Source organism: Streptomyces sp. HUAS TT7 (assembly GCF_051550175.1).
Classification (GTDB): Bacteria; Actinomycetota; Actinomycetes; order Streptomycetales; family Streptomycetaceae; genus Streptomyces.
This window is the reverse complement of sequence record NZ_CP196175.1, coordinates 1,693,497-1,716,802: the sequence shown is the minus strand read 5'-3', so window position 1 is coordinate 1,716,802 and position 23,306 is coordinate 1,693,497. Positions and strand designations below refer to the sequence as shown.

Annotated in this window: 20 protein-coding genes and 3 pseudogenes; 19 read left to right on the top strand and 4 right to left on the bottom strand. The window is 70.0% G+C overall.

Annotation, left to right across the window (positions count from 1 at the left end; all coding sequences use genetic code 11):
• Positions 1 to 80 precede the first annotated feature (80 nt).
• From ACSHXC_RS07515 to ACSHXC_RS07490, 6 genes are all read left to right on the top strand, one after another.
• Positions 81 to 581 (top strand): HAD family hydrolase, encoded by a 501-nt coding sequence (locus tag ACSHXC_RS07515; protein WP_438290818.1) that lies wholly within the window; start codon positions 81 to 83, stop codon positions 579 to 581.
• A 173-nt stretch (positions 582 to 754) separates the two neighbouring features.
• Entirely contained in the window at positions 755 to 1,597 is an 843-nt protein-coding gene (locus ACSHXC_RS07510; RefSeq protein ID WP_438290817.1) for a nitrilase-related carbon-nitrogen hydrolase, read from the top strand.
• Positions 1,594 to 2,877: an aspartate aminotransferase family protein gene (locus ACSHXC_RS07505; RefSeq protein WP_438290816.1), complete on the top strand. Its 1,284-nt coding sequence runs from the start codon at positions 1,594 to 1,596 to the stop codon at positions 2,875 to 2,877. The genes ACSHXC_RS07510 and ACSHXC_RS07505 overlap by 4 nt, the downstream gene beginning before the upstream one ends.
• Positions 2,878 to 2,924: 47 nt before the next feature.
• On the top strand, positions 2,925 to 4,328 hold the full coding sequence (gene hydA / locus ACSHXC_RS07500) for a dihydropyrimidinase (RefSeq protein ID WP_438290815.1): 1,404 nt from the start codon (positions 2,925 to 2,927) through the stop codon (positions 4,326 to 4,328).
• A 7-nt stretch (positions 4,329 to 4,335) separates the two neighbouring features.
• On the top strand, positions 4,336 to 5,334 hold the full coding sequence (locus tag ACSHXC_RS07495) for a TIGR03842 family LLM class F420-dependent oxidoreductase (protein ID WP_438290814.1): 999 nt from the start codon (positions 4,336 to 4,338) through the stop codon (positions 5,332 to 5,334).
• A gap of 71 nt (positions 5,335 to 5,405) precedes the next feature.
• The gene (locus ACSHXC_RS07490; RefSeq protein WP_438290813.1) at positions 5,406 to 6,923 is read left to right on the top strand and encodes an NCS1 family nucleobase:cation symporter-1; all 1,518 of its coding nucleotides are present in this window, start codon (positions 5,406 to 5,408) and stop codon (positions 6,921 to 6,923) included.
• On the opposite strand, the gene ACSHXC_RS07485 is transcribed toward ACSHXC_RS07490, so the two are convergent.
• Both ACSHXC_RS07485 and ACSHXC_RS07480 read right to left on the bottom strand, forming a co-directional pair.
• Positions 6,887 to 7,780 (bottom strand): hypothetical protein, encoded by an 894-nt coding sequence (locus tag ACSHXC_RS07485; protein WP_438290812.1) that lies wholly within the window; start codon positions 7,778 to 7,780, stop codon positions 6,887 to 6,889. The genes ACSHXC_RS07490 and ACSHXC_RS07485 overlap by 37 nt on opposite strands.
• A gap of 23 nt (positions 7,781 to 7,803) precedes the next feature.
• Positions 7,804 to 8,859 (bottom strand): lipoate--protein ligase family protein, encoded by a 1,056-nt coding sequence (locus ACSHXC_RS07480; protein WP_438290811.1) that lies wholly within the window; start codon positions 8,857 to 8,859, stop codon positions 7,804 to 7,806.
• Positions 8,860 to 9,063: 204 nt separating this feature from the next.
• On the opposite strand from ACSHXC_RS07480, the gene ACSHXC_RS07475 reads away from it, so the two are divergent.
• Positions 9,064 to 9,891, top strand: a complete 828-nt coding sequence (locus tag ACSHXC_RS07475; protein WP_438290810.1) for an inositol monophosphatase family protein — start codon at positions 9,064 to 9,066, stop codon at positions 9,889 to 9,891.
• A gap of 176 nt (positions 9,892 to 10,067) precedes the next feature.
• Here ACSHXC_RS07475 and ACSHXC_RS07470 read toward each other — a convergent pair whose 3' ends face one another.
• Complete coding sequence (locus tag ACSHXC_RS07470) at positions 10,068 to 10,895, bottom strand: SDR family NAD(P)-dependent oxidoreductase (RefSeq protein WP_438290809.1); 828 nt, start codon at positions 10,893 to 10,895, stop codon at positions 10,068 to 10,070.
• 53 nt (positions 10,896 to 10,948) lie between these two features.
• Here ACSHXC_RS07470 and ACSHXC_RS07465 point away from each other — a divergent pair, with 53 nt between their 5' ends.
• Positions 10,949 to 11,809 carry a helix-turn-helix transcriptional regulator gene (locus tag ACSHXC_RS07465; RefSeq protein ID WP_438290808.1) on the top strand — a complete coding sequence of 287 codons (861 nt, stop codon included), beginning with the start codon at positions 10,949 to 10,951 and terminating at the stop codon, positions 11,807 to 11,809.
• Between the two features lie 43 nt (positions 11,810 to 11,852).
• On the opposite strand, the gene ACSHXC_RS07460 is transcribed toward ACSHXC_RS07465, so the two are convergent.
• Positions 11,853 to 12,671, bottom strand: a complete 819-nt coding sequence (locus tag ACSHXC_RS07460) for a nucleotidyltransferase family protein (RefSeq protein ID WP_438290807.1) — start codon at positions 12,669 to 12,671, stop codon at positions 11,853 to 11,855.
• A gap of 80 nt (positions 12,672 to 12,751) precedes the next feature.
• Here ACSHXC_RS07460 and ACSHXC_RS07455 point away from each other — a divergent pair, with 80 nt between their 5' ends.
• The 11 genes and pseudogenes from ACSHXC_RS07455 (at position 12,752) to ACSHXC_RS07405 (ending at position 23,270) form a co-directional block, all read left to right on the top strand.
• Complete coding sequence (locus ACSHXC_RS07455) at positions 12,752 to 14,176, top strand: phytoene desaturase family protein (protein WP_438290806.1); 1,425 nt, start codon at positions 12,752 to 12,754, stop codon at positions 14,174 to 14,176.
• Between the two features lie 85 nt (positions 14,177 to 14,261).
• Positions 14,262 to 14,828 (top strand): annotated as a pseudogene (locus tag ACSHXC_RS07450) (O-acetyl-ADP-ribose deacetylase).
• Positions 14,829 to 15,278: 450 nt separating this feature from the next.
• Positions 15,279 to 15,998 (top strand): hypothetical protein, encoded by a 720-nt coding sequence (locus tag ACSHXC_RS07445; protein ID WP_438290805.1) that lies wholly within the window; start codon positions 15,279 to 15,281, stop codon positions 15,996 to 15,998.
• A 16-nt stretch (positions 15,999 to 16,014) separates the two neighbouring features.
• Positions 16,015 to 16,791 carry a hypothetical protein gene (locus tag ACSHXC_RS07440; protein WP_438290804.1) on the top strand — a complete coding sequence of 259 codons (777 nt, stop codon included), beginning with the start codon at positions 16,015 to 16,017 and terminating at the stop codon, positions 16,789 to 16,791.
• A gap of 42 nt (positions 16,792 to 16,833) precedes the next feature.
• Entirely contained in the window at positions 16,834 to 17,316 is a 483-nt protein-coding gene (locus ACSHXC_RS07435; RefSeq protein ID WP_438290803.1) for a hypothetical protein, read from the top strand.
• A gap of 408 nt (positions 17,317 to 17,724) precedes the next feature.
• The gene (locus ACSHXC_RS07430; protein WP_438290802.1) at positions 17,725 to 19,230 is read left to right on the top strand and encodes an AAA family ATPase; all 1,506 of its coding nucleotides are present in this window, start codon (positions 17,725 to 17,727) and stop codon (positions 19,228 to 19,230) included.
• A 95-nt stretch (positions 19,231 to 19,325) separates the two neighbouring features.
• Positions 19,326 to 19,400: pseudogene (locus ACSHXC_RS07425) on the top strand (hypothetical protein); the annotation flags it as partial.
• A gap of 32 nt (positions 19,401 to 19,432) precedes the next feature.
• A complete protein-coding gene (locus ACSHXC_RS07420) occupies positions 19,433 to 19,987 on the top strand; it encodes a hypothetical protein (protein ID WP_438297102.1) in 555 nt (184 codons plus the stop codon).
• Positions 19,988 to 20,369: 382 nt separating this feature from the next.
• Positions 20,370 to 21,062, top strand: a pseudogene (locus ACSHXC_RS07415) (eCIS core domain-containing protein); the annotation flags it as partial.
• Between the two features lie 882 nt (positions 21,063 to 21,944).
• The gene (locus tag ACSHXC_RS07410; protein WP_438290801.1) at positions 21,945 to 22,238 is read left to right on the top strand and encodes a hypothetical protein; all 294 of its coding nucleotides are present in this window, start codon (positions 21,945 to 21,947) and stop codon (positions 22,236 to 22,238) included.
• 336 nt (positions 22,239 to 22,574) lie between these two features.
• Positions 22,575 to 23,270 (top strand): type 1 glutamine amidotransferase domain-containing protein, encoded by a 696-nt coding sequence (locus ACSHXC_RS07405; RefSeq protein ID WP_438290800.1) that lies wholly within the window; start codon positions 22,575 to 22,577, stop codon positions 23,268 to 23,270.
• The last annotated feature ends 36 nt before the right edge of the window (positions 23,271 to 23,306 follow it).

Here is a 23,306-nt window from a genome sequence, read left to right as displayed (position 1 = left end):
GGCGGATTTCCGGACGAGTTCAACAGAATGTTGAAGATTGGGGATTGAGCCGAGCGGTGGGCTGGGCATGGTCCGTAGCAATGGACACGACCAGCCGCCTCCGGCCCGACGACCGCCCGCAGCGGCCCACCGCCGCCGCCTTCTTCGACGTGGAGGGCACCCTGCTCGCCGCGCCGGACCTGGCCGGTGCCACCGGGCCGCTCGGCCGGCTGTGGCACCCGCCGGTCCTCGCGGCGCTGCACGGCCACGCGGCGCTCGGCCACCTCGTCGTGCTCGTCTCGCCCGCGAGCGCCGCCGAACTCGAACCGGTCGTCCAGCACCTCGCCCCCGACGCCGTGCTCTGCTCCCGCCCGCGGGCCCCCATGATCGGCCAGGGCAAGGGGTACGCGGCCCGCGCCCTGCTGCGTGAACACGCCATCCCGGCCGCCCGCTGCTACGCGTACGCGGACGAGGCGGCGGACCTGCCGCTGCTCGCCGAGGTCGGCCACCCCGTGGTGGTCGGCGACGATCCGGTCCTGCTGCGGCACGCCCGGCGCGGCAACTGGCGCCGCCTCCCGGCCGCCGAGCCCCGTCCGAGGTGACGTGGCGTCAGGTCAGCGGTCCGTCCACCCGGGGTTGACCTGTGGCGCCGCAATTAGCCTCGCCGTAACTGCGATGGTCTTGCCACGGTGCGTGACGCGCCTTACGGTCTCATCCACACACGGATCTACGCGTGTGGATTTGGCTGGCTGACGACCCGTCGAAGGAGCAGCTCATGGCCAATGTCGTGCGCGCCGCACTGGTTCAGGCGACCTGGACCGGCGACACCGATTCCATGATCGCCAAACATGAGGAACACGCCCGCGAGGCGGCCCGCCAGGGTGCGAAGATCATCGGCTTCCAGGAGGTGTTCAACGCCCCCTACTTCTGCCAGGTGCAGGAGGCCGAGCACTACCGCTGGGCCGAACCCGTCCCGGACGGCCCGACCGTCACCCGGATGAAGGAACTCGCCCGCGAAACCGGGATGGTCGTCGTCGTCCCGGTCTTCGAGATCGAGGGCGAGGGCTTCTACTACAACACCGCCGCCGTCATCGACGCCGACGGCAGCTACCTCGGCAAGTACCGCAAGCACCACATCCCCCAGGTCAAGGGCTTCTGGGAGAAGTACTACTTCAAACCGGGCAACCTGGGCTGGCCGGTCTTCGACACGGCCGTCGGCAAGGTCGGCGTGTACATCTGCTACGACCGCCACTTCCCGGAGGGCTGGCGCCAACTCGGCCTGAACGGCGCCCAGTTGGTCTACAACCCCTCGGCCACCTCGCGCGGCCTCTCCGCGTACCTGTGGCAGCTGGAGCAGCCCGCCTCGGCCGTCGCCAACGAGTACTTCATCGCCGCGATCAACCGGGTCGGCCGCGAGGAGTACGGCGACAACGACTTCTACGGGACGAGTTACTTCGTCGACCCGCGCGGGCAGTTCGTCGGCGAGGTCGCCAGCGACAAGGAGGAGGAACTCCTGGTCAGGGACCTCGACTTCGGTCTCATCGAGGAAGTGCGCCAGCAGTGGGCGTTCTACCGCGACCGCCGCCCCGACGCCTACGAAGGCCTGGTGAAGCCGTGACCCGCCGCCTCCACGACCGCCACCGCGCCGTCCTGCCGGATTGGCTCGCGCTCTACTACAAGCAGCCCGTCGAGATCACCCACGGCGAGGGCCGGCACGTCTGGGACGCCGACGGGAACAAGTACCTCGACTTCTTCGGCGGCATCCTCACCACGATGACCGCGCACGCCCTGCCCGAGGTCACCAAGGCCATCGCCGAGCAGGCCGGCCGGATCATCCACACCTCGACCCTCTACCTCAACCGGCAGATGGTCGAACTCGCCGAGCGCGTCGCCCAGTTGTCCGGCATCCCCGACGCCCGGGTCTTCTTCACCACCTCCGGCACCGAGGCCAACGACACCGCCCTGCTGCTCGCGACCGCGTACCGCAATTCCAACCAGATCCTCGCGATGCGCAACAGCTACCACGGCCGCTCCTTCAGCGCGGTGGGCATCACCGGCAACCACGCCTGGTCCCCGACCGGCCTCTCGCCGCTCCAGACGCTGTACGTGCACGGCGGCGTCCGCGCCCGCGGCCCGTACGCGCACCTCAGCGACAGCCAGTTCATCGAGGCCTGTGTCGCCGACCTCGAAGACCTCCTCGGCCACACCCGCAACGTGGCCGCGCTGATCGCCGAGCCCATCCAGGGCGTCGGCGGCTTCACCTCGCCGCCCGACGGCCTGTACGCCGCGTTCCGCGAGGTCCTCGACCGGCACGGCATCCTGTGGATCACCGACGAGGTGCAGACCGGCTGGGGCCGCACCGGCGACCACTTCTGGGGCTGGCAGGCACACGCACAGAGCGGCCCGCCCGACCTGCTCACCTTCGCCAAGGGCATCGGCAACGGCATGTCCATCGGCGGTGTCGTCGCCCGCGCCGAGGTCATGAACTGCCTGGATGCCAACTCCATTTCGACCTTCGGCGGCTCCCCGGTCACCATGGCGGCCGGCCTCGCCAACCTCACCTACCTCCTCGAACACGACCTCCAGGGCAATGCCCGGCGCGTCGGCGGACTGCTCATCGAGCGGCTGCGCGCGATCGGCGCCCAGCTCCCCGTCGTCCGTGAGGTACGTGGCCGGGGCCTGATGGCCGGCATCGAACTGGTCAGGCCCGGCACCGAGGAGGCCAATCCCGAAGCCGCCGCAGCCGTCCTCGAAGCCGCCCGCGAAGGCGGCCTCCTCATCGGCAAGGGCGGCGGCCACGACACCAGCGTGCTGCGCGTCGCACCACCCCTCACGCTCACCGTCGCGGAGGCCGAGGAGGGCGCCGCGATCCTCGAACGCGCCCTGCGCACCGTGTAGTTCACGTAACTCAAGCACCTGTACGTGTACAAAAGGGAGCTCCACCCATGAGTACCCGCACCCTCATCCGCGGCGGCCTGGTCATCACCGCCGCCGACGAGACACACGCCGATGTACTGATCGAGGACGGCCGGATCGCCGCCATGGCGGCGCACGGCTCGACCGCGGCCCAGGCCTGGACCGCGGACCGCACCCTCGACGCCACCGGCAAGTACGTGATCCCGGGCGGCGTCGACGCCCACACCCACATGGAACTGCCCTTCGGCGGCACCTTCGCCTCCGACACCTTCGAGACCGGCACCCGCGCCGCCGCGTGGGGCGGCACCACCACCATCGTCGACTTCGCCGTGCAGTCGCAGGGCCAGGCCCTGCGGGCCGGGCTCGACGCCTGGTACGCCAAGGCGGACGGCCGGTGCGCCATCGACTACGGCTTCCACATGATCCTCTCCGACGTCAACGAGTCCTCGCTCAAGGAGATGGACCTGCTGGTCGCGGAGGGCATCACCTCCTTCAAGCTGTTCATGGCGTACCCGGGCGTCTTCTACAGCGACGACGGGCAGATCCTGCGCGCGATGCAGCGCTCGGCCGCCAACGGCGGGCTGATCATGATGCACGCCGAGAACGGCATCGCCATCGACGTCCTGGTCGAGCAGGCCCTCGCGCGCGGCGAGACCGACCCCCGCTACCACGGCGAGGTGCGCAAGGCCCTGTTGGAGGCCGAGGCCACCCATCGCGCCATCCAGCTCGCCCGGGTCGCGGGCGCCCCGCTCTACGTCGTGCACGTCTCGGCCGAGGAGGCGCTCGCCGAACTGGCCGGCGCCCGCGACAAGGGGCTCCCGGTCTTCGGCGAGACCTGCCCGCAGTATCTGTTCCTGTCCACCGACAACCTCGCCGGGCCGGACTTCGAGGGCGCCAAGTACGTCTGCTCAACTCCCTTGCGCCCCAAGGAACATCAGGCCGCGCTGTGGCGGGGCCTGCGCACCAACGACCTCCAGGTGGTGTCCACCGACCACTGCCCGTTCTGCTTCACGGGGCAGAAGGAGCTGGGCCGGGGCGACTTCTCCAAGATCCCCAACGGGCTCCCCGGCGTCGAGAACCGGATGGACCTGCTGCACCAGGCGGTCGTCGACGGGCACATCTCGCGCCGCCGCTGGATCGAGATCGCCTGCGCCTCCCCGGCCCGGATGTTCGGCCTCTACCCGCAGAAGGGCACCATCGCGCCGGGCGCCGACGCCGACGTCGTCATCTACGATCCGCACGCCGAGCAGGTCATCTCCGCCGAGACGCACCACATGAACGTGGACTACTCGGCGTACGAGGGCAGGCGGGTCACCGGCCGCGTCGAGACGGTGCTCTCGCGGGGCGAACCCGTCATCCACGACCGGCAGTTCACCGGACGGGCCGGGCACGGCTGCTACGTACCGCGCGCCACCTGTCAGTACCTCGGCTAGGAGCACCATGGACTTCGGACTCGTCCTGCAGACCGATCCGCCCGCCTCGGCCGTCGTCGGCCTGATGCGGCGCGCGGAACGCAACGGCTTCCGCTACGGCTGGACCTTCGACTCGGCGGTGCTCTGGCAGGAGCCGTTCGTCATCTACAGCCGCATCCTGGAACACACCACGAAGATGACCGTCGGCCCGATGGTCACCAACCCCGGCACCCGCACCTGGGAGGTCACCGCCTCCACCTTCGCCACCCTGAACGACATGTACGGCAACCGCACGGTGTGCGGCATCGGGCGTGGCGACTCCGCGATGCGGGTGGCGGGCCGCAAGCCCAACACGCTGGCCCGCCTTGGCGAGGCGATGGGCGTCATCCGTGACCTCGCCGAGGGCCGCGAGGCCGACGTCGACGGGCAGCGCCTGCGACTGCCCTGGGTGAAGAACGGCAAGCTGCCCATCTGGATGGCGGCGTACGGCCCCAAGGCCCTCGCGCTCGCCGGCGAGAAGGCCGACGGCTTCATCCTCCAGCTCGCCGACCCCTTCCTCACCGAGTGGATGGTCAAGGCGGTCCGCACGGCCGCCGCCGACGCGGACCGCGACCCCGCCGCGATCACGATCTGCGTCGCCGCCCCCGCCTACATCGGCGACGACCTCGCCCACGCCCGCCAGCAGTGCCGCTGGTTCGGCGGCATGGTCGGCAACCACGTCGCCGACCTCGTCGCCCGCTACGGCGAACACTCCGGCCTCGTCCCCGAAGCGCTCACCGAGTACATCAAGGCGCGCGAGGGCTACGACTACAGCCACCACGGCCGCACCGACAACCCCGACACCGCCTTCGTCCCCGACGAGATCGTCGACCGCTTCTGCCTGCTCGGCCCGCCCCAGGCCCACATCGACAAACTGAAGGCACTGCGCGACCTCGGCGTCGACCAGTTCGCCCTGTACGCCATGCACGACGCCCGCGAGGAAGCCATCGACGCCTACGGACAGCAGGTCATCCCCGCGCTGCGCTGACGTACCGTCAACTCTCGCATCCGCACGGCCCGTTCGCCCCTCACCGTCCTCCCCGAACGAATGGCCTGCCCATGACCGACACCACCGCCATACCCGACACGGTCGGCCGCCGGGACGGCCGTTTCACCAACGAGGACCTGCGGCCGGTGCCGCCCGAGGGGCGCACCTGGACGACGTACAACTTCGCCGCCCTGTGGGTCGGCATGGCCCACAACATCCCCTCCTGGACGCTTGCTTCCGGTCTGGTCGCGCTCGGCATGGACTGGAAGCAGGCGGTCTTCACCATCGCACTCGCCAACCTGATCGTTCTGGTCCCGATGCTCCTGACCGGGCACGCGGGCCCCAAATACGGGATCCCGTTCCCGGTCCTGGCCCGCGCCTCCTTCGGGCTGCGCGGCGCCAACCTTCCCGCGATGATCCGTGCCGCCGTCGCCTGCTGCTGGTTCGGCATCCAGACCTGGATCGGCGGCCAGGGCATCTTCGTACTGCTCGGCAAGATCTTCGGCGGCTGGGCGGACGTGGCGTCGGTCGGCGGCCAGCCCTGGACCCTCTGGCTCTGCTTCCTGCTCTTCTGGGCGCTCGAACTCGCCATCATCCACCGGGGGATGGACACCCTGCGCCGCTTCGAGAACTGGGCGGCGCCCTTCGTGATCGTCGGCGCGCTGGTCCTGCTGGTCTGGATCGCGCACAAGGCGGGCGGCTTCGGCCCGCTCCTCGACCAGCCCTCCAAGCACGGCTGGGGCCCCGACTTCTGGCCCGTCTTCTTCCCGTCCCTCACGGGCATGATCGGGTTCTGGGCGACATTGTCGCTGAACATCCCGGACTTCACCCGCTTCGGCAAGGGCCAGCGAGCCCAGGTCTGGGGCCAGACGCTGGGCCTGCCCACGACGATGACGGCCTTCGCCCTCCTGTCGGTCCTGGTCACTTCGGGCTCGCAGGCGGTGTACGGGGTGCCGATCTGGAGCCCGGTCGACCTGGTCGCCAAGACGGACAACGTCTTCGGCCTGCTGTTCGCGCTGCTGACCGTCCTGGTGGCGACGATCTCGGTGAACATCGCTGCGAATGTCGTGTCTCCCGCGTACGACCTGGCGAACCTGGCCCCGAAACTCATCGACTTCCGCCGGGGAGCGCTCATTACGGGCGTTGTCGGCGTCCTGATCTTCCCGTGGAAGCTGACCTCGACGCCCGAGCTGTACATCTTCACCTGGCTCGGCGTGGTGGGCGGGCTGCTGGGCACGGTCGCCGGGATCCTCATCGCGGACTACTGGGTGGTGCGCCGCACGGTTCTGGACGTGGCCGACCTGTACCGGCCGGGCGGCCGCTACTGGTACGCGGGCGGCTGGAACTGGCGGGCGGTGGCCGCGTTCCTGGCGGGCGGGGTGCTCGCGATCGGCGGCTCGTACTCCACCCTCGACGACAAGGGCGCCAAGGCGGGCCCGTTCCCCACCGAGGGCCTCATCCCGTTCCTGAAGCCGCTCGCGGACTACGGCTGGGCGGTGGGGCTCGGCTCGGCGCTGCTGTTGTACGTCGTGCTGTCGGCGGGGACGCGCCGTCAGTCCTCGGGGCCCGGCTCCCAGCCCGGCGCGTAGCCGTCGACCGCCCGTTGCCAGGCCTCGGGGCCGCCCGGCAGGGGCCAGGCGCGGGTGAGGTCGGCGGCGTCGTCCAGGCCGGTGAGGTCGTCCGCGAGCCTGCGGGACGCATGGGAGATGCGCGTGGAGGCGAGCGGCCCGCCCCTCACCTCCTCCGCCCGCACCTGCTGCTCGTACGCCTCGATGCGCTGGCGCATGGCCTGCTCGGCCCAGCCGTCGGGCGTCGCGCGGGTCAGCACGAGGAGTTCGGGGCGGGCGCCTTCCGCGAGCGCGGCCGTGAGGCGGTCGTGGCCGTCGAGCACGACGGGGGAGTTGAGCCCGCTGACCCACCACAGGAGCACCGGGGGCAGCACGCCCTCGCGGTACTGGCGCCGGTAGGCCTTCACGCGCGGGGCGTCCGGCGCGGAGAGCCCTCGCAGCGGGAGCAGGTCGCGGGCGTCCTCGACCGGGTCGCCGTAGCCGAACCAGGTGAGGTGGCCCCGGTCGGGATCGTGGGAGAGCAGCTTGGACCAGTTGACGTCGGCGAACCAGTTCGGAAGTGAGCGAAGGAGCTGCCAACTCCCTTGGTGAAGGGGCCCGTTGGGGCTCGTGCGGAGCTCGGCGGCGAAATGGTGCGCCCAGCGGGCCGACCACTCGGGCGATGCCCGGAAGGAGCGGGCGAGGGTGGCCCGCAGCGGCGGGACCGGCGAGACATAGCGGCCGGTCCTCGCGTAGTACAGCCCGCGGTGGGTGGCCCGCTGGACCGCGAAGAGGACCGGGGCCGCGCCCTGGCGGACGAGCAGCCGCCTGCCGGACGCGGTCTCGACCCGCAGCGCGGGAACGGCGGGCCCGTCGACGTACAGCGACTGCTCCGCCATGTCCCGCTCCCTCCCCGCCCGGGCTACGGCACGCGCGCAGTCCATTCCTCGCTGCTGAACTTGGTCGCCGCGAGCTCGCGGGCCCGGGCCATCTCCTCGTCGGTGACCTTGCCCTCGGACAGACCGTACCGGGAACGGAACGAAGCGATCATCCGCTCGATGACGGCCTCGCGCGGCAGCCCGGTCTGCCGCCGCAGCGGGTCGACGCGCTTCTTCGCGCTCTTGGTGCCCTTGTCGGACAGCTTCTCCTTGCCGATGCGCAGCACGTCCAGCATCTTGTCCGCGTCGATGTCGTACGCCATCGTCACGTGGTGCAGCACCGCGCCGTCGTCCGCGACCATCCGCTTCTGCGCCGCGCCCGCGATCTTGCCCGCCTCGGTCGCGATGTCGTTGAGCGGCTGGTACCAGGCCTTGACGCCCATGTCGCCGAGCGCGCCCAGGACCCAGTCGTCGAGATAGGCGTAGCTGTCCGCGAAGGACAGGCCCTGCACGAGGGCGTCGGGCACGGAAAGGGAGTACGTGATCGTGTTCCCGGGCTCGATGAACATGGCACCCCCACCGGAAATCCGGCGCACGACGGTGATGCCGTGGCGCTCGGCGCCCTCCGGGTCGACCTCGTTGCGCAGCGACTGGAAGCTGCCGATCACCACGGCGGGCGCGCCCCACTCCCACACGCGCAGGGTGGGCGGCCGGCGCCCGGCGGCGACCTCGGCGGTGATGACCTCGTCGAGCGCCATGTGCAGCGCGGGCGACTGCGGGGCCTCGTGGATCAGCTGCCAGTCGTAGTCGTTCCAGTCGGTGGCGTGGGCGAGCGCCCGCCGCACGGCGACCGCCACGCCCTCCGAGGTCAGCCCGTACATGGTGGTGCCCGGCGGCACCGCAGCGTCGATCCGTGCCGCGAGCCCGGCAGCGTCGGTGTCGGCGGGGGCGCCTTCGAGCGCCCCGTTGATCGCCAGGATCGCCTCGTCGGGTTCGAGAAAGAAGTCCCCCGCGACCGTCACGTCCCGCAGGACCCCGTCGCGGCTGTCGAGGTCCACCACGACGAGCTTGCCGCCGGGGATCTTGTATTCACCGTGCACCGATTTGCCTCCATCTGCTCCGAGCGGGCTCAACGGTAATCGGGTGGGGGGTATTCCGGGGTGGGTGGCCCCGCAGGGGCGGACCGGGAGCTGGATCGGGCGGTTCGATCAAGGGCTGGGGCGTTCACGCCGAAGCCGTGTGGTGTTGGCCGGGGGTTCGGACGGGGCTCGCTGATTGTCAGTGGTGCGTGCTTTCCTGGAGGCATGATCGACGAAGGTTTTCTCGCAGGTGACATGGCAGCGGTGGAAGAGGCGGTCCGCAAGGCGGCCGCTGCCGAGATCATGCCGCGCTTCCGGCAGCTCGCCGCGCACGAGATCGTCGAGAAGAACGGCCCGCACGACCTGGTGACGGTCGCCGACCGGCTCGCGGAGGAGCACCTGACCGCGTCCCTCACCGCGATACTTCCCGGCTCGGTGGTGGTCGGCGAGGAGGCCGTGCACGCGGACCCGGCGGTGTACGACGCGCTGCGCGGCGACGCGCCGGTGTGGATCGTCGACCCGGTGGACGGCACCCGTCAGTTCGTCCGCGGCGAAGCCGGATTCTGCACGCTGGTCGCCCTCGCCCACCGGGGCGAGCTGCTCGCGTCCTGGACGTATGCGCCGGCTCTCGACGAGATGGCCGTGGCGATACGGGGCCGGGGCGCCACCCTCAACGGCGAGCCGCTGCACGCCGGTTCACCCGAACCCGGCGCGATTCTGGAGGTCGCGACGTCCCACCCGGACTACACGACGCCCGAGCAGAAGCGGGCCCTCCTCGGCCTGCGCACCGAGGGAGTCCAGCCGCGTCCGTGCGGCTCGGCCGGTCTCGAATACCTGGCGATAGCCCGCGGCGAGCTCGACGCGCTCGCCTTCTCGTGGGAGTACGCGTGGGACCACGCGGCGGGCCTGCTCCTGGTCGCCGAGGCGGGCGGCGCCCAGACCACGATCGCGGGTGAGCCGTTCCGGATCGCCGGAGGGAACGCGCTTCCGTTCACGGCGGCGCGGGATGCGGCTACGGCGGAGCGCATGCGGGGACTGCTCGCGGGGAAGTGAGGCCGGCCGGCGGGCATCCGCACGACCCGCTTGATCAGGCCGAACGTCACACGGCGTCGCGTCGTTTGTTGCAGCCCCATTGCCGCGGCAGGTACGGGAAGGTCTCGGTCGTTCGTCACACATCGACCGGTGAGACCCTCCCCCTGTGCGTCTGAAGGAACGGCGGACTTGCTCGACTACTGGGCTTGCATGCCGCCGTCGACGCGCAGCACCGTGCCGGTGACGTAGGAGGACCGGTCGCTGAGGAGCCAGGCAGCCGCCTGGGCGATCTCGTCCGGATCGGCGGCGCGGCCCAGCGGCGTCCGGGCGTTGAGCTGCTCAATGGTGCCGGGGGACCTCTCGTCCCACTCGTGCAGCATCTCGGTGAGCGTGGTGCCCGGCGCGATGGCGTTGACGCGGATGCCTTCCGGGCCGTACGTGACGGCTGCCGACTCGGTGAGGCTGTTGACCGCCCGCTTCGCCGCGCCGTACGCGGGCAGCCAGGGGTTGCCCATCAGGCTGCCGACGCTGGAGGTGTTGACGATGGCCCCGCGTTTCGCGGTGGCGCGGATGGCGGCGATCTCGGCGGTCATGGCCAGCCACGGGCCCTTGAAGTCGACAGCGCAGACGTGGTCGAAGTCGGCCTCGGACAGCTGGTCCATCGGGCCGGGCGGCTGGCCCGTCGCACCGTTGTTGAAGGCCACGTCGAGCCGGCCGTACAGCTCCACGGACCGGTCGACGGCGGCACGGACGCTTTCCGGGTCGGCCAGGTCGCACACCACGTAGTCCGCGCTGCCGCCGGCCGTCCGGATCTCCTCGGTCACCGCCTTGAGCTGGGCCTCCGTGCGGGCCGCGAGGAGTACCCGGGCACCCTCCCGGGCGAACAGCCGCGCCGCCGCCGCGCCGATGCCGCGTCCGGCACCGGTGAGGAAGGCGACCTTGTCGGCGAGCAGGCCCGAGGCCGTGGTGGGAGTGATCGGTGTGTCGTTCATGCCGACGAGCCTGGGGCCGGCCGCCCCGCTCATCCAGGCACCGGCAGTACCTGGCTTGGCGCGTCGGCGCCGCGCACACTGGGGAGGTGGATCGACGAGCAAAACGAGAGCTTGGTGACTTCCTGCGCACCAGGCGTGAGCGGATCGCCCCCGCCGATGTCGGGTTGCCCGCAGGGCCGCGCCGCCGAACCCCGGGGCTGCGTCGCGAGGAGGTGGCGCAGCTGGCGTTCATCTCGACCGAGTACTACACGCGCCTGGAGCAGGCCCGCGCCCCGCATCCCTCCCGCGAGGTGCTGGCCCAAGTCGCCCGCGCGTTGCGCCTGTCGGACGCCGAGCGCGACCACCTCCACCACCTCGCCGGTACTCCGCCCGGACCGCCGCCCGGGCCCTCGCGGGAGGTCCGGCAGAGCATCGTCGACCTGCTGCACCGGCTGCCGGAGGCCGCGGTGGTCGTGATCTCGGCGACGTACGAGGTCATCGCCTGGAACGAGCTGGCCGCTGCCCTGTTGGAGGACTTCTCCGGCCTCTCACGCCGGGACCGCAACCTCATCCGGCGCGCCTTCCTCGGCCCGTACCGGAACGGTCGGCGGCTGTACGGGGTCTCGGACGCGGACGAGTTCACCCGGACCTCGGCCCAGCACCTGCGTGCCGCGGCGGCTCGCTACCCCGATGACCCGGAGGTGTCCGGTCTGGTCGAGGAGCTCATCGCCGGCAGCGCGGAGTTCGCCCGGCTCTGGGCGACCCATGACGTGTCAGCCCGTCCCACCCTGTGCAAGACCTTCGAGCACCCCGTCGTCGGTCCGGTCTCCGTCAACTGCGACGTCCTCGACATCGCCGACCGGGACCAGCGGGTCGTCATTTACACCGCCGCACCCGGCTCGCCGTCGGAAGCGGCCCTGCGTCTGCTGTCGGTCGTCGGCACACAGCGCATGGGCGTGTCGGGCTGACCCTCTGCCTCGGGCCCGACCCTGGGCGGGAGCCCCGGGGTGGTCAGGACATGGCTGCCCGTACCTCGCTCACCAGGGCCGCCGCCAGCTCCACCGCCTCCGCGTCCAGGGCGGTCAGGGCTGCCGTCGCACGCTCGGCGAAGTCCGGCGGGGCCGCCGGGAGGGCCGCCGCCGAGGCCAGCGCTCCCTTTTCGTTCAGGAGCCAGCGCCGGTGGTGGGCGTGCAACGACTGGGTGAGGATCCCGAAGGCCCGGGACAGGCAGAGCGACACATGCAGCGGATCGCCGGACCCGGCCGACTTGCGGGCGACCGTCACCGAGAAATCCGCCTCCCAGGACGCCGCGACCAGCGCCGCCCGCAACGGCTCGGGATAGTCCCGCACCACCTTCTGAAGGGCCGTCAACTCGCTGTGGGGGTCGGCCAGTACGCGAGCCAGGGCCACCTCGCCGGGGTACGTCGGCGACCAGAAGCCGAGCGGATGGCCGGGCTGTACGCCGACCTCGTACCGGCCCTCCCGGCAGTCCGCCCAGACGCGCTCGACACGGTCGAGGTCGCGCAGGATCCAGTCGACCGCGACGCCGTCGAGCGTCAGCCAGGCCCCGCCGTTCACCCAGGGCCCCCAGCCGCCGGGCCCGGCCACCTCCACCCGGGCGCCCGTGATCTCCTCGGCCAGCCTGGCGAGGGCGGCGACGTCCAGGTCACCCCGGTAATAGAGACCCAGGTCCCAGTCGGAGTCCGGGCGGTGCGTACCGCGGGCGCGGCTGCCGCCGAGGGCGACGGCCCGCACCCCGGGCACCTCGGTGAGCCGCTCGGCGACTGCGGAAATACGGTGGCTGAAGGCGGCGTCCGTGTGCGAGTTCACCGGCCGGACGCTACCCCGGGCGGGATTGTCGGCGCACCGGAATATCCTGGGGGTCCTGGCCGTGGCGTGAGGAGTCCTAGGTGCCGTCGATGCTCGATGCCGTCGTCGTGGGGGCGGGACCCAACGGGCTGACCGCTGCGGTCGAACTGGCCAGGAGGGGATTGCGCGTTGAGGTCTTCGAGGCCAAGGACACCGTGGGCGGCGGCGCCAGGACCGAGGAGCTCACCCTCCCCGGCTTCCGCCACGACCCGTGTTCCGCGGTCCACCCCCTGGGCATCGGCTCGCCCGCCTTCCGGAACATGCCGCTCGACCGGTACGGCCTGGAATGGCTGCACCCCGAGCTGCCGATGGCGCACCCCTTCGACGACGGCACGGCCGCGGTCCTTTCCCGCTCGGTCGCCGAGACCGCGGCGTCCTTCGGGCCGCGCGACGCCGGAACGTACCGCCGCCTCCTCGCCCCCTACCTCGGCAAGTGGGACGTCCTGGCACGGGACTTCATGTCGCTGCCGCTGACCGCGCTGCCGCGCGACCCGATCGGCCTCGCCCGGTTCGGGACGGTGGGCCTGCCGCCGTACAGCTGGCTGATGCGGCGCTTCCGGGACGACCGGGCGCGGGCCCTGATGGCCGGGCTCGTCGCCCATGTCATCGCCCCGCTGAGCGGTCTGGCCACCGGCGGCGTCGGGATGCTCTTCGCGCTGGCCGCGCACGAGAACGGCTGGCCGCTGCCGCGCGGCGGCTCCCAGTCGATCTCCGACGCCCTCACCGCGTACCTGCGCGACCTGGGCGGCGCCGTCCACACCGGGTTCGAGGTCAAGCGGCTCGACGACCTGCCGCCGGCCCGCACCTACCTCTTCGACACCTCGCCCACCGCGCTGGCCCGGATCGCTGGACTGGGCCGCGCGTACGACGGCTTCAAGTACGGCGCCGCCGTCTTCAAGATCGATTACGCCCTGGACGGGCCCGTGCCCTGGACGGCTCAGGAGCCCAGGCTCGCCGGGACCGTCCAGATCGGCCCCTCCAGCCGCGACATCGCCACCGCCCTGAGCCAGGCCTCCGGCGGCACGGCCCCCGACACCCCCTTCCTGATCACGGCCCAGCCCAGCCTCGTCGACCCGTCCCGCGCCCCCGAGGGCAAGCACGTGTTCTGGGCGTACGGGCACGTTCCCAACGGGTGGGAGGGCGACTTCACGGACGCCATCGAGCGGCAGATCGAGCGCTTCGCCCCCGGCTTCCGCGACCGGATCCTCGCCCGCGCGACCGCGGGTCCGCCCCAACTCGCCGAGCGCAACGCCAACTACGTGGGCGGCGACATCGCCTGCGGCGCGGCCCGCGGCATCCAGCTGCTGCTCCGCCCGAAGATCTCCCTGTTCCCGTACGCGACCCGCCACCCGTCGGTGTTCCTGTGCTCGTCGGCAGCGTGGCCGGGCCCGGGCGTGCACGGCATGTCGGGGCACAATGCGGCGAAGGCGGTGTGGAGAGCCCTGCGGAAGGCGGATCAGCGATGACGGCGACGGGGGCGGAGACCGTGCTGCTGCGCGGCCACCTCACGTCGCCGGCCGTGTACCGAACCCTGCGAAAGGCCGACCAGCGATGACATCGACCCGGGCCGAGATCGTCCTCGTACGCGGTGACATCACCGAGCAGACCGTGGACGTCATCGTCAACGCGGCGAACTCCTCACTCCTCGGCGGCGGCGGGGTTGACGGCGCGATCCACCGACGCGGCGGCCCCGCCATCCTGGAGGACTGCCGCAAGCTGCGGGCCTCGCAGTACGGCAAAGGCCTGGCGACGGGACAGGCCGTCGCCACCACGGCCGGGCGGCTGCACGCCGGCCATGTGATCCACACCGTGGGCCCGGTGTAGCAGGAGGCCAACAGCGACCCGTCGCTGTTGGCCTCCTGCTACCGGGAGTCCTTGCGAGTCGCCGACGAACTGGGCGCGCGCACAGTCGCCTTCCCGGCCATTTCGACCGGTGCCTACGGGTGGCCGATGGCGGACGCCGCTCGCATCGCCGTGGAGACGGTGCGGGACACGGAGACCGACGTCGAGGAGATCAGATTCGTGCTCTTCGACGAGCGGGCACACCAGGTGTTCTCGGAGCAGATCCGGTCGTCGAGGTCCAGGGGCGGAGATCCCGGCTTGCCTGAGTCCCCATGACAGGAGGCCGCGCAGCGTGACCCTGAGAAGGGTGTCGCGCTGTGCGGCTTCTGCTGTGGCTGTGCGATCCGTCGGGATGGGCTCCTTGTTTCCCAGAGAAGGGCGTCTGTAGCCAGTTCGACCAAAGCGGTCGGGGAGCCGCCTGGGTGCGGCTTACTTCGGTCGAAGAGCGGTCACAGCCGTACACGGGTGGTACATCTCGGGGCGCTTGCGATGAGGCTGTTCCCTGCGTGCACTCTCGCCGGTCTATCTCTACGGGTGGAATGCCACCGCCCGTCGACGAGTGCCGATCTTGGGGCCGAGACGCACGCGTGGATGTGGTCGCACGCAACGACATGGGGAGACGTACCGATGAGGACTGCTGCGGGGCACTCGGTGTTGGGGGCAGTGGAGGACGCTTTTCAGCGCCTCGCGTTTGGCCCGGATCCGCTGACGTTGGACGGAAGAGCTGTGGGGTTCGGGCTGCCCGCGCGAGCGGTCACCCTCGGCGAGGTTCGGGCGCTCCTGCTGCAGCGCCCCTCGCTGGGCCTGTGCGACGCGATCTGGCGTGAGCTGGCCCTGCGTGCTCGCAGGGGTCCGGAGGCCCAGACGTGGATGCTGGCCGCGCTCGGCGTGATGCTGCCCGGGCTCCGGAAGCTCAGCAGGCGCTTCGGCGGCTTTCGTGTCAGGGATCAGGAGGAATTGGATGCGGAGTTGGTAGCCCGGTTCCTGTCGGACCTGAGCGAGGCCGATCTGACCAGGGAACGCCTTCCGTATCGCCTCTGGTGGTCCGCCAAGCGCTGTGCATGGAGCGTCGTGACACAACAGGCCGTAGCCGCCCATGAACTTGAGGAGAGTCCCGTCGAGCGTCCGATTCCGTCGGCTGTGGCCATCAGCCACCCCGATCTGGCCCTGGCTCGGATGCGGCGCGGTGGTGTGATTACCACCGCTGAGGAGGAGCTCATCGCGCGCACCCGGCTCGAAGGGGAATCCCTGGCGAAGGCCGCTCAGCGTCTGGGAATCAGTTATCAGGCGTGCAAACAGCGACGTGGCCGGGCCGAGCGTCGTGTCGTGCGCTGCCTTGGATGTGCACCGCCTCTCGGTGTGGGAGTCGCCAGTGCGACCGGTGCCCTTCAGGCGGCATCGCCCGAAGGCCTGGACGGCTTCGGCGCGATCGACGCGGCCGCGTGATGTGCGGGAGGCCGCAGTGCGCTGGGAACGCGACAAGTCCCTGCTTGACAGTGTCGAATGGTCATTCCGCGCGCTTGAGGGAAGCCGGCACGCGCTGACCATCGACGGTTCAGAGCTGGGAGAGGGGCTCCCTGTGCGGAGCATCGGGCTGCGTGAACTCCGCGAGCGCATGCTCAACTCCGCACCTTCGGGGCGACTACGTGAGCTGCTCTGGGCCGAGGTGGCCTTCCGGGCACAGGTGGGTGACCAGGACTGGGCGGTGGGTGCGGTGTGGCTGATGACGCCTGGGCTGCGCAAGGCGATACGGCGAATCCTTCTGGGCGGACGGGCCCCGTACGTCGACATCGAGGCGGATGTGGTCGAGGGTTTTCTCACCGAGCTGATGACTGTGGACGTCGAGGCCGCCGGTGTACCCGGACGTCTTTGGTGGGCTGCCTACCGCTGCGGATTGAGGACTCGCCCGACGTACCGGCCGGGTGGCGGCGTTGTCCCGTACGAGGATTGGATGGCCGCGCTGGTGCGGCCGCGGCCGGAAGGGCACCCCGACGAAGTCCTGGCACGAGCGGTCCGCAGCGGTGTACTCAGCGCTGACGAAGCGGATCTCATCGGGCGTACACGCCTCGGTGAGGAAGGCCTGACCGAAGCGGCGCGCAAGGCTCAGACCAGCTACCTCAGCTGCCGGGCGGGCAGGGCACGAGCAGAGGAGAGGCTGGCTGCGTACCTTCTCGTCCCTGGAGTTGCCTCGACACCTCACGATCCATGGGACGGGGCGGACACATCGGCTGCTGCATGACTTGAGGAGAAGGCGAAGCACCGGAGGGAGGCACACACCAGGATGCGGGACTTTCTACAGCAGTACAGAGGGGGACAGTGGGCCCCGCGCGACGGCTGGCAGCCGGACCGGGAAGTGATCCTGGCCGTACGCTCGTTGATCACTGACACCCTGGGCGGGACCGCCGAAGACATTCTGCCGGGAGAAGCGGTCCTGCCCTGGGATGTGGGGGCGGCAGTCGCCGCTGGCGTCGCCGAACCGTGGATCTGCGTCCGGGCCGACCTCCCCGCGGGGCTCAGAGCCGACTTGTGGGGCTTCTGCCTGGCTCTGGCGGTCACCGTGCAGGAGGGAGCTCCGCCGATGGGGCGGGGTGGATTCCTGTACGTGGGTCAGCACCCGAGGCCGATCACCCGGCCCGGAACAGCGTTGCTCGCCGCGCTGATCCTTCAGCGACTCGGCCGCCGCTCGGGCGACACGGCCTTTCCCGTACACACCGTCTACGCCTGGCGGGTGCACGAAGGGAAAGATCTGCGGGAAGCGGCGTGACGGATACGAAGACGTGGCGAGAGGAAGGCCGCCAGGGGCCCGCCTGTCCTCTGGGCGCCCTTGGGTGCAGGCCTGCCCGCCGGTCGAATGCACTCCGGACAGCCGCTTGCCTCACCCTGAGAGTTCCTCGGTCGTGCGGCAGCTGCCACGCACCAGGGGTTCAAGTCTCCTGGGCTCCACGTATTTAATGCCACCTGACCTGTGGTAACGCAGTTTCAGGCGGCATTTTTTTGTGCCCATCGGGAGCGGTGGAGGCTCATGATTCCGGGGGTTTGCTCGATCGCGTGCTCTCCTGGCTGATCTCCCTGGGCATTGCTGTTGTAGGAGTCATGACGAAACCCAGTGAGACGGATTACGTCGAGGTACACTTAGACGAATTATGTCCTAGTCGGCCTGTAGGAGGTCCCGGTGGTGAAGTGGCTGGTGGCCAAGCCGGACGACGTGGTCGACCGGGACCGGGAGTGGAACCTTCTCGTTGAGTTCTTGGCGGATCCGGATCCCGCGATGCGGCTCGGCATCGTGTCGGGGCGTCGGCGGCATGGGAAGTCGTACCTTTTGCAGGCTCTGTCTGAGCAGGTCGGCGGCCTGTATGTCACGGCGGTCCGGGAAGAGGGGCGGCTGCCTGCGATCCAGCGGTTCAGTGATGCGGTCGCCGCCCATGCCGGTCTGCGGCCCGGCAGTCTGCGCCTGACGGACTGGCGTGATGTGCTGTCCAACGCCCTGGATGTGATCGCCCGTTCACCGCACCCGCTCCTGGTAATCGACGAGTTGCCGTACCTGCTCCAGCACTCGCCCGAGATCCCGGGCCTGCTCCAGCAGCTCTACGACGAGCGCCAGCGTGGCACGCGGCCCGGTGCCGGGCCGGGGCCGCGGTTGGTCCTGTGCGGTTCCGCGATGAGTGTCATGCACGAACTGCTCTCGGGCACGAAGCCGCTGCGCGGCCGGGCCGTGGTCGACCTGCGCCTTGGAGCCTTCGACTACCGGGACAGCCGTGCCTTCTGGCAGATCACCGATGCGCTGACCGCGCTGAAGGTGCACGCGGTCCTGGGGGGTGCTCCGGGTTACCGGCCGGTGGCCGCCCGCCCGCACCCGGACGACGGCTTCGACGCCTGGCTTGCCCGCACCCTCCTCGACCCGGGCCGGGCGGTGTACTCGCGCACGGAGACCGAGTACTTGCTGCGGGAGGACCCGCGGATCACGCAGCACACGCTGTACTACGACATCCTCACCGCCATCGCCCAGGGCGCCACCACCCCCAGCAAGATCGGTGCTGCCCTGGAGCGCCCGCGCAATGCCGTCGCCCACCCCCTCGGGGTGCTGGAGTCCACCGGCTATATCCGGTGTGAACAGGACACCCTGCGTACCCGGCATCCGGTCATCACGCTCGCCGACCCGGTCATCCGGTTCAACCAGCTCATCACGCTGCCGCAGGCGGCCGCGGTGGAGCAGGGCTTCGCCGAGCAGGTGTGGCAGCAGGCCACTCCGACCTTCAATTCCAAGATCCTCGGCCCGCACTTCGAGGACCTGGCCCGCGATTTCACCCGCCGTTACGCCCACGCCCTGCTGCCCGGCGGGCTTCCCGGCCCCGTCGGTACCACCGAGGTCGCCGACCCGGTCGCCCGTACCAAGCACGAGGTCGACGTCATCGCGCTGGCCGCCGGTGAGCGCCCGCAGTCCCCCCGCGCGAAGATCGCACTCCTTGGTGAGGCCAAGGCGACCGCCGCCCGCCGAGGTACCGGCGACCTGGCACGCCTGGAACGGATCCGCTCCCTGCTCACCGAGCAAGGCCACGACACCACCAACACCACGCTAGCCCTGTACTCCCTGCACGGCTTCTATCCGGATCTCATCGAACTGGCCGAGCGCCGTGACGACATCATGCTGATTGATCTGCCCACCCTCTACGGGGAGTGATCCGGAGCCATCAGACGATCTGTCCGTCAGCGTCTACGGGCGGGTGTCAACGCCCCTCAAATCTCCAGCCGGTCATCGGCACCACGGACACATTCATGATCCGGAACGCCGGGGACAACACATGCCTCGACGTGATTCTCGCCGCACAGTACGACGACGCCTGGACGCAGACCTACCGTTGCAACGGCACCAAGGCTCAGCAGTGGAAGATCCAGAACAGCGCCAGCGGCGCGGCGCTGGCGGCCGCGGTCGACTACGCATCGAAGCGATGCCAGAAGCACAGCACCACCTGCTCCTGGACGAAGGGTTCCCAGGCGCCGTCCGAGCCACTGCCCAAGAAGTGCACTTCCCCGTCTGGAACAACGGCACCGAGGTACCGGTGTCGTGGACGCTCTCGCTGAATACTTCCACAGGGTGGGCGAGCCAGCTCGGCGTGAGCTTCACCTCTAGCCTTGGCACAGGCGTCGCGAGCCCCGTCCAAACCAGCGTCAGCCTAACCATCTCCGGCCAAGTCACCTATGACGTGCGCCAGGACCTCGGCAACAGCCTGACGATCACCGTACCGTCGCATCAGTACGGGTGGGTGGCACTGTCGGAGCTGGCGACGAAGGTGACCGGTCAGTGGACCTTTGACGTGAACGGGTACCCGTGGAAGGCGAAGGACACCGTCACGGTCCCGCTGAAGAGCGACGCCCAGGGCCGTTCCAGCATCTATCTGGCTCAGACCGGCCCCTACTTCACGACCTGCAACAGTTGAAGTCGTTTTCCCCACTTGGTGTGGTTTGAGCGTCACGTAATTCTCCACGCCGAATTCCACCAAGATCATCGCACCTCCCACCCCAACTTGATAAAGCCATCTACACGGTTGCTGTCATGCCGGAGCCTTCCGACTCCCCCGCGTGACCTGCAAGTTCGTTAACTACCCGGCCTTGGGATCAACCTCACACCCGAACCTGTGCCAGGGCGGAGGACGAGGGCCGCGAGTTGACCGGGTGGCGGGATGCACGGCCACGACAGCCGCCCGGGCGGTTGCCGCGTTCTGCACGTTCGGTTGGGCGGTACTGCCCCTGCGGACCTGGTTCCGGGGCCGCCGGCCGCGTATGCAGGAATGGTTGCAGTCCAGCGGAGGAAGAGGCCCCATGCGCGACCATGACAACGCCAGAACGACTGGCACCGGGGACGGGCGCGCCCCTGCCCGCAAGCTAGCGGCTGGAAGCGGGAGAGCGCCGCAGGGCCTCCTCGCCCTGCAGGGCACCGCCGGGAACGCGGCCGCCGTCCAGATGCTCCGAGCGGCTGGGCATGCCTGGGCCCAGCCGGAGCAGCATCAGCACGGCGCTGGCTGTGGCCACCAACAGGCTCAGGAGGCGCGGCAGCCCGCGGTGCAGCGCTCCGTGGTCCACGACGTGCTGCGCTCGGGTGGCCGTCCGCTTCACGAGGCGACCCGCACGGACATGGAGTCCCGGCTCGGCGCGGACTTCTCCGACGTCCCCATCCATAACGACGGCGCTGCCAAGGCTTCTGCTGCCGAAGTCGGTGCCCGGGCGTACACTTCCGGCAACCACGTCGTCATTGGTGAGGGCGGAGCCGACAAGCACACCCTCGCGCACGAGCTCACCCACGTCATTCAGCAGCGCCAGGGCTCCGTCGCCGGAACCGACAACGGAGCCGGCCTCAAGGTTTCCCACCCCTCCGACCGGTACGAACGCGAAGCCGAGGCCAACGCATCCCGTGTCATGTCGTCAGCCGGGCCCGCCTACGCCCCGATGACACACGGTTCCCCCGCACCCTGTGAGGTGGTGGCCGCACAGGAACCTGCTGCGGTTCAGCGCTTGTTCGCCGCAGATCCGGGACGGGGGAGCGTCGGCGAAAACCTTGCCACTGCAGCGCCGCTCATGCTCGCCGACACGGCATCGGCTCAGGGCGAGCACGTGTTCAACGCCTTCAACGCCCTGGCTGTGGAACTTGCCAACAGGCTGGCACAGGAAGCGCCCCCGTCGGGCGCTCTCACGACCGCAATCGCCACATTGCGTCAACAGGCCGCCCGACTTGGGGAATTGCGCGACCATGCCCAGTTCCGCGCCGCTCCGGCAGGGAAGGGAAACTCGGCGAACGCCACTAGCTACTCGCAGTACATCCAACACATTCGCGCTGCGGTAACGGACGTACTGGCGAGCGACCCGGCTGGTGGATGGAGCCGTCTGGTGGGGCTGTCCCACACCATTCTGGATCGCGCTGTGGACCAGGATGCCTGGGACTACCAGGTCGCTCACCAGCCGAAGAGGCCGTTCGAAACATGGTCGAAGGATACGAAGGATGCGATGACGGACACCTTCTCAGCCCTGCTCAGTGCCGTGTCCGCAGCCCGCGCCCCGCAATGACCCGACGATGGGACGGCCCAGTGGCCCGAGTCCCTGGATCCGGCTGACCTGCCGATGGTGCGCCACGTCGTGAGCACGGCTTTCGAGGGGAATGATCCGGTGCCTGGCGCGACCGGGCCGAGCCGGTACCCGACAGCGAGCGGATCGCGATGGGGTTGGTGCGCACTCGCGCTGATCGGGGACTTCGTGGACCAGGTTGACGGGCCGGGTGCATGCGAGCACCGACTCCTGACTGCGCTCGGCCGTGCCCTCGACTGAAGCGACTGCTCAGAGCCGGTGTGACCAGCCGGATCCCCAACCGCTGTCACTCGAGTGGCCCGGTGTCGTTGAGGGTGCATGTCTCACACCGCGCTGTCGATGGGTCTCTGCCTCTACAGTGCCCCGCATACCTACGTAGACGAGGCCGGTGTCGGCCACGACGTCCTGCACCTGTACACCGCCGGGCACACCCTGACCGGCACGCCCACGACCGACGGGGACTGGCCCGCGGGGTTCGACCTGTGGGACTTGGTCGACACCGACGAGAGCGGCGAGGTCGTGGTGGACTCCGCCCCGTTCGCCGGGCAGTGGCGGGCCGGCCGCGCCCGGGTGATCACGCTCAGGGACGGGCTCAGATGGCTGAGCGGGTAGCGCTTTGCGGCGCGACCGGGCGGGGCCGGCTTGTCTCCTTTCTATCGGGCCGGAGCGAGGGGCTGCGGGTGGCCTTGCGGCCGGTGACGATGACGGGGCCGTTGAGGCTCGTCACCGGCCGTTATGCATAGGCCGACTGGCCGATGCCGGACATGGTGGGGCTGCGAGGTGTCTTTCTGTAGCTTGATGATGCCGGGTACGCAGGTGGTCTCGGTTTGAGTGATGAGCCCAGCAGGGTGCGTTCCGCGACCGTCTGCCGGTCAACGGGGCGTACCGTCGACCCAGCTGATCGATGAGGGTCCCTGTGGAGCCCGCCTTCGGAGGAGAGCAGACACCATGTCGAAGATCCTTTTCGTGATGACCGGCGCAGACCACTGGACGCTGGCGGACGGTACCAAGCGCCCGACCGGCTTCTGGGCCGAGGAGGCCGTCGCCCCGTACCAGGCGTTCACGGCCGCCGGCCACGAGATCGTCGTTGCCACACCGGGCGGCGCAGTGCCGCCTCTGGACCAGGGCAGCCTGGCGCCGCAGTTCAACGGCGGCGACGAGGGCGCGAAGAAAATGGCGGACGCCCTCGCCTCTATCAGCGAGATCCAGCACCCCATCAGGCTGGAGGACGTCGACCTCGACGACTACGCCGCCGTCTTCTACCCCGGTGGCCACGGCCCGATGGAGGACCTGGCCGTTGACGCCACGTCCGGCAGGCTCCTCATCGACGCCCTTTCCTCGGGCAAGCCGCTGGGTGTGGTCTGCCATGCCCCGGCCGCGCTGCTGGCCGCCACCAAGCCCGACGGCAGCAACGCCTTCGCCGGCTACCGGCTCACCGGCTTCAGCAACGCCGAGGAGACCCAGACCGGCCTGGCGGCCAACGCCAAGTGGCTGCTCCAGGACCGCCTGGTCGAGATCGGTGCGGACTACCAGGAGGGCGAGCCGTGGGGCCCGTACGTGGTCGTCGACCGCAACCTGGTCACCGGTCAGAACCCCGCCTCCGCCGGGCCCGCCGCAGCCGAAGTGCTCAAGAAGCTGGGCTGACCACCATCCCCGGACCGGCGGGCCAGCGACTTCGGT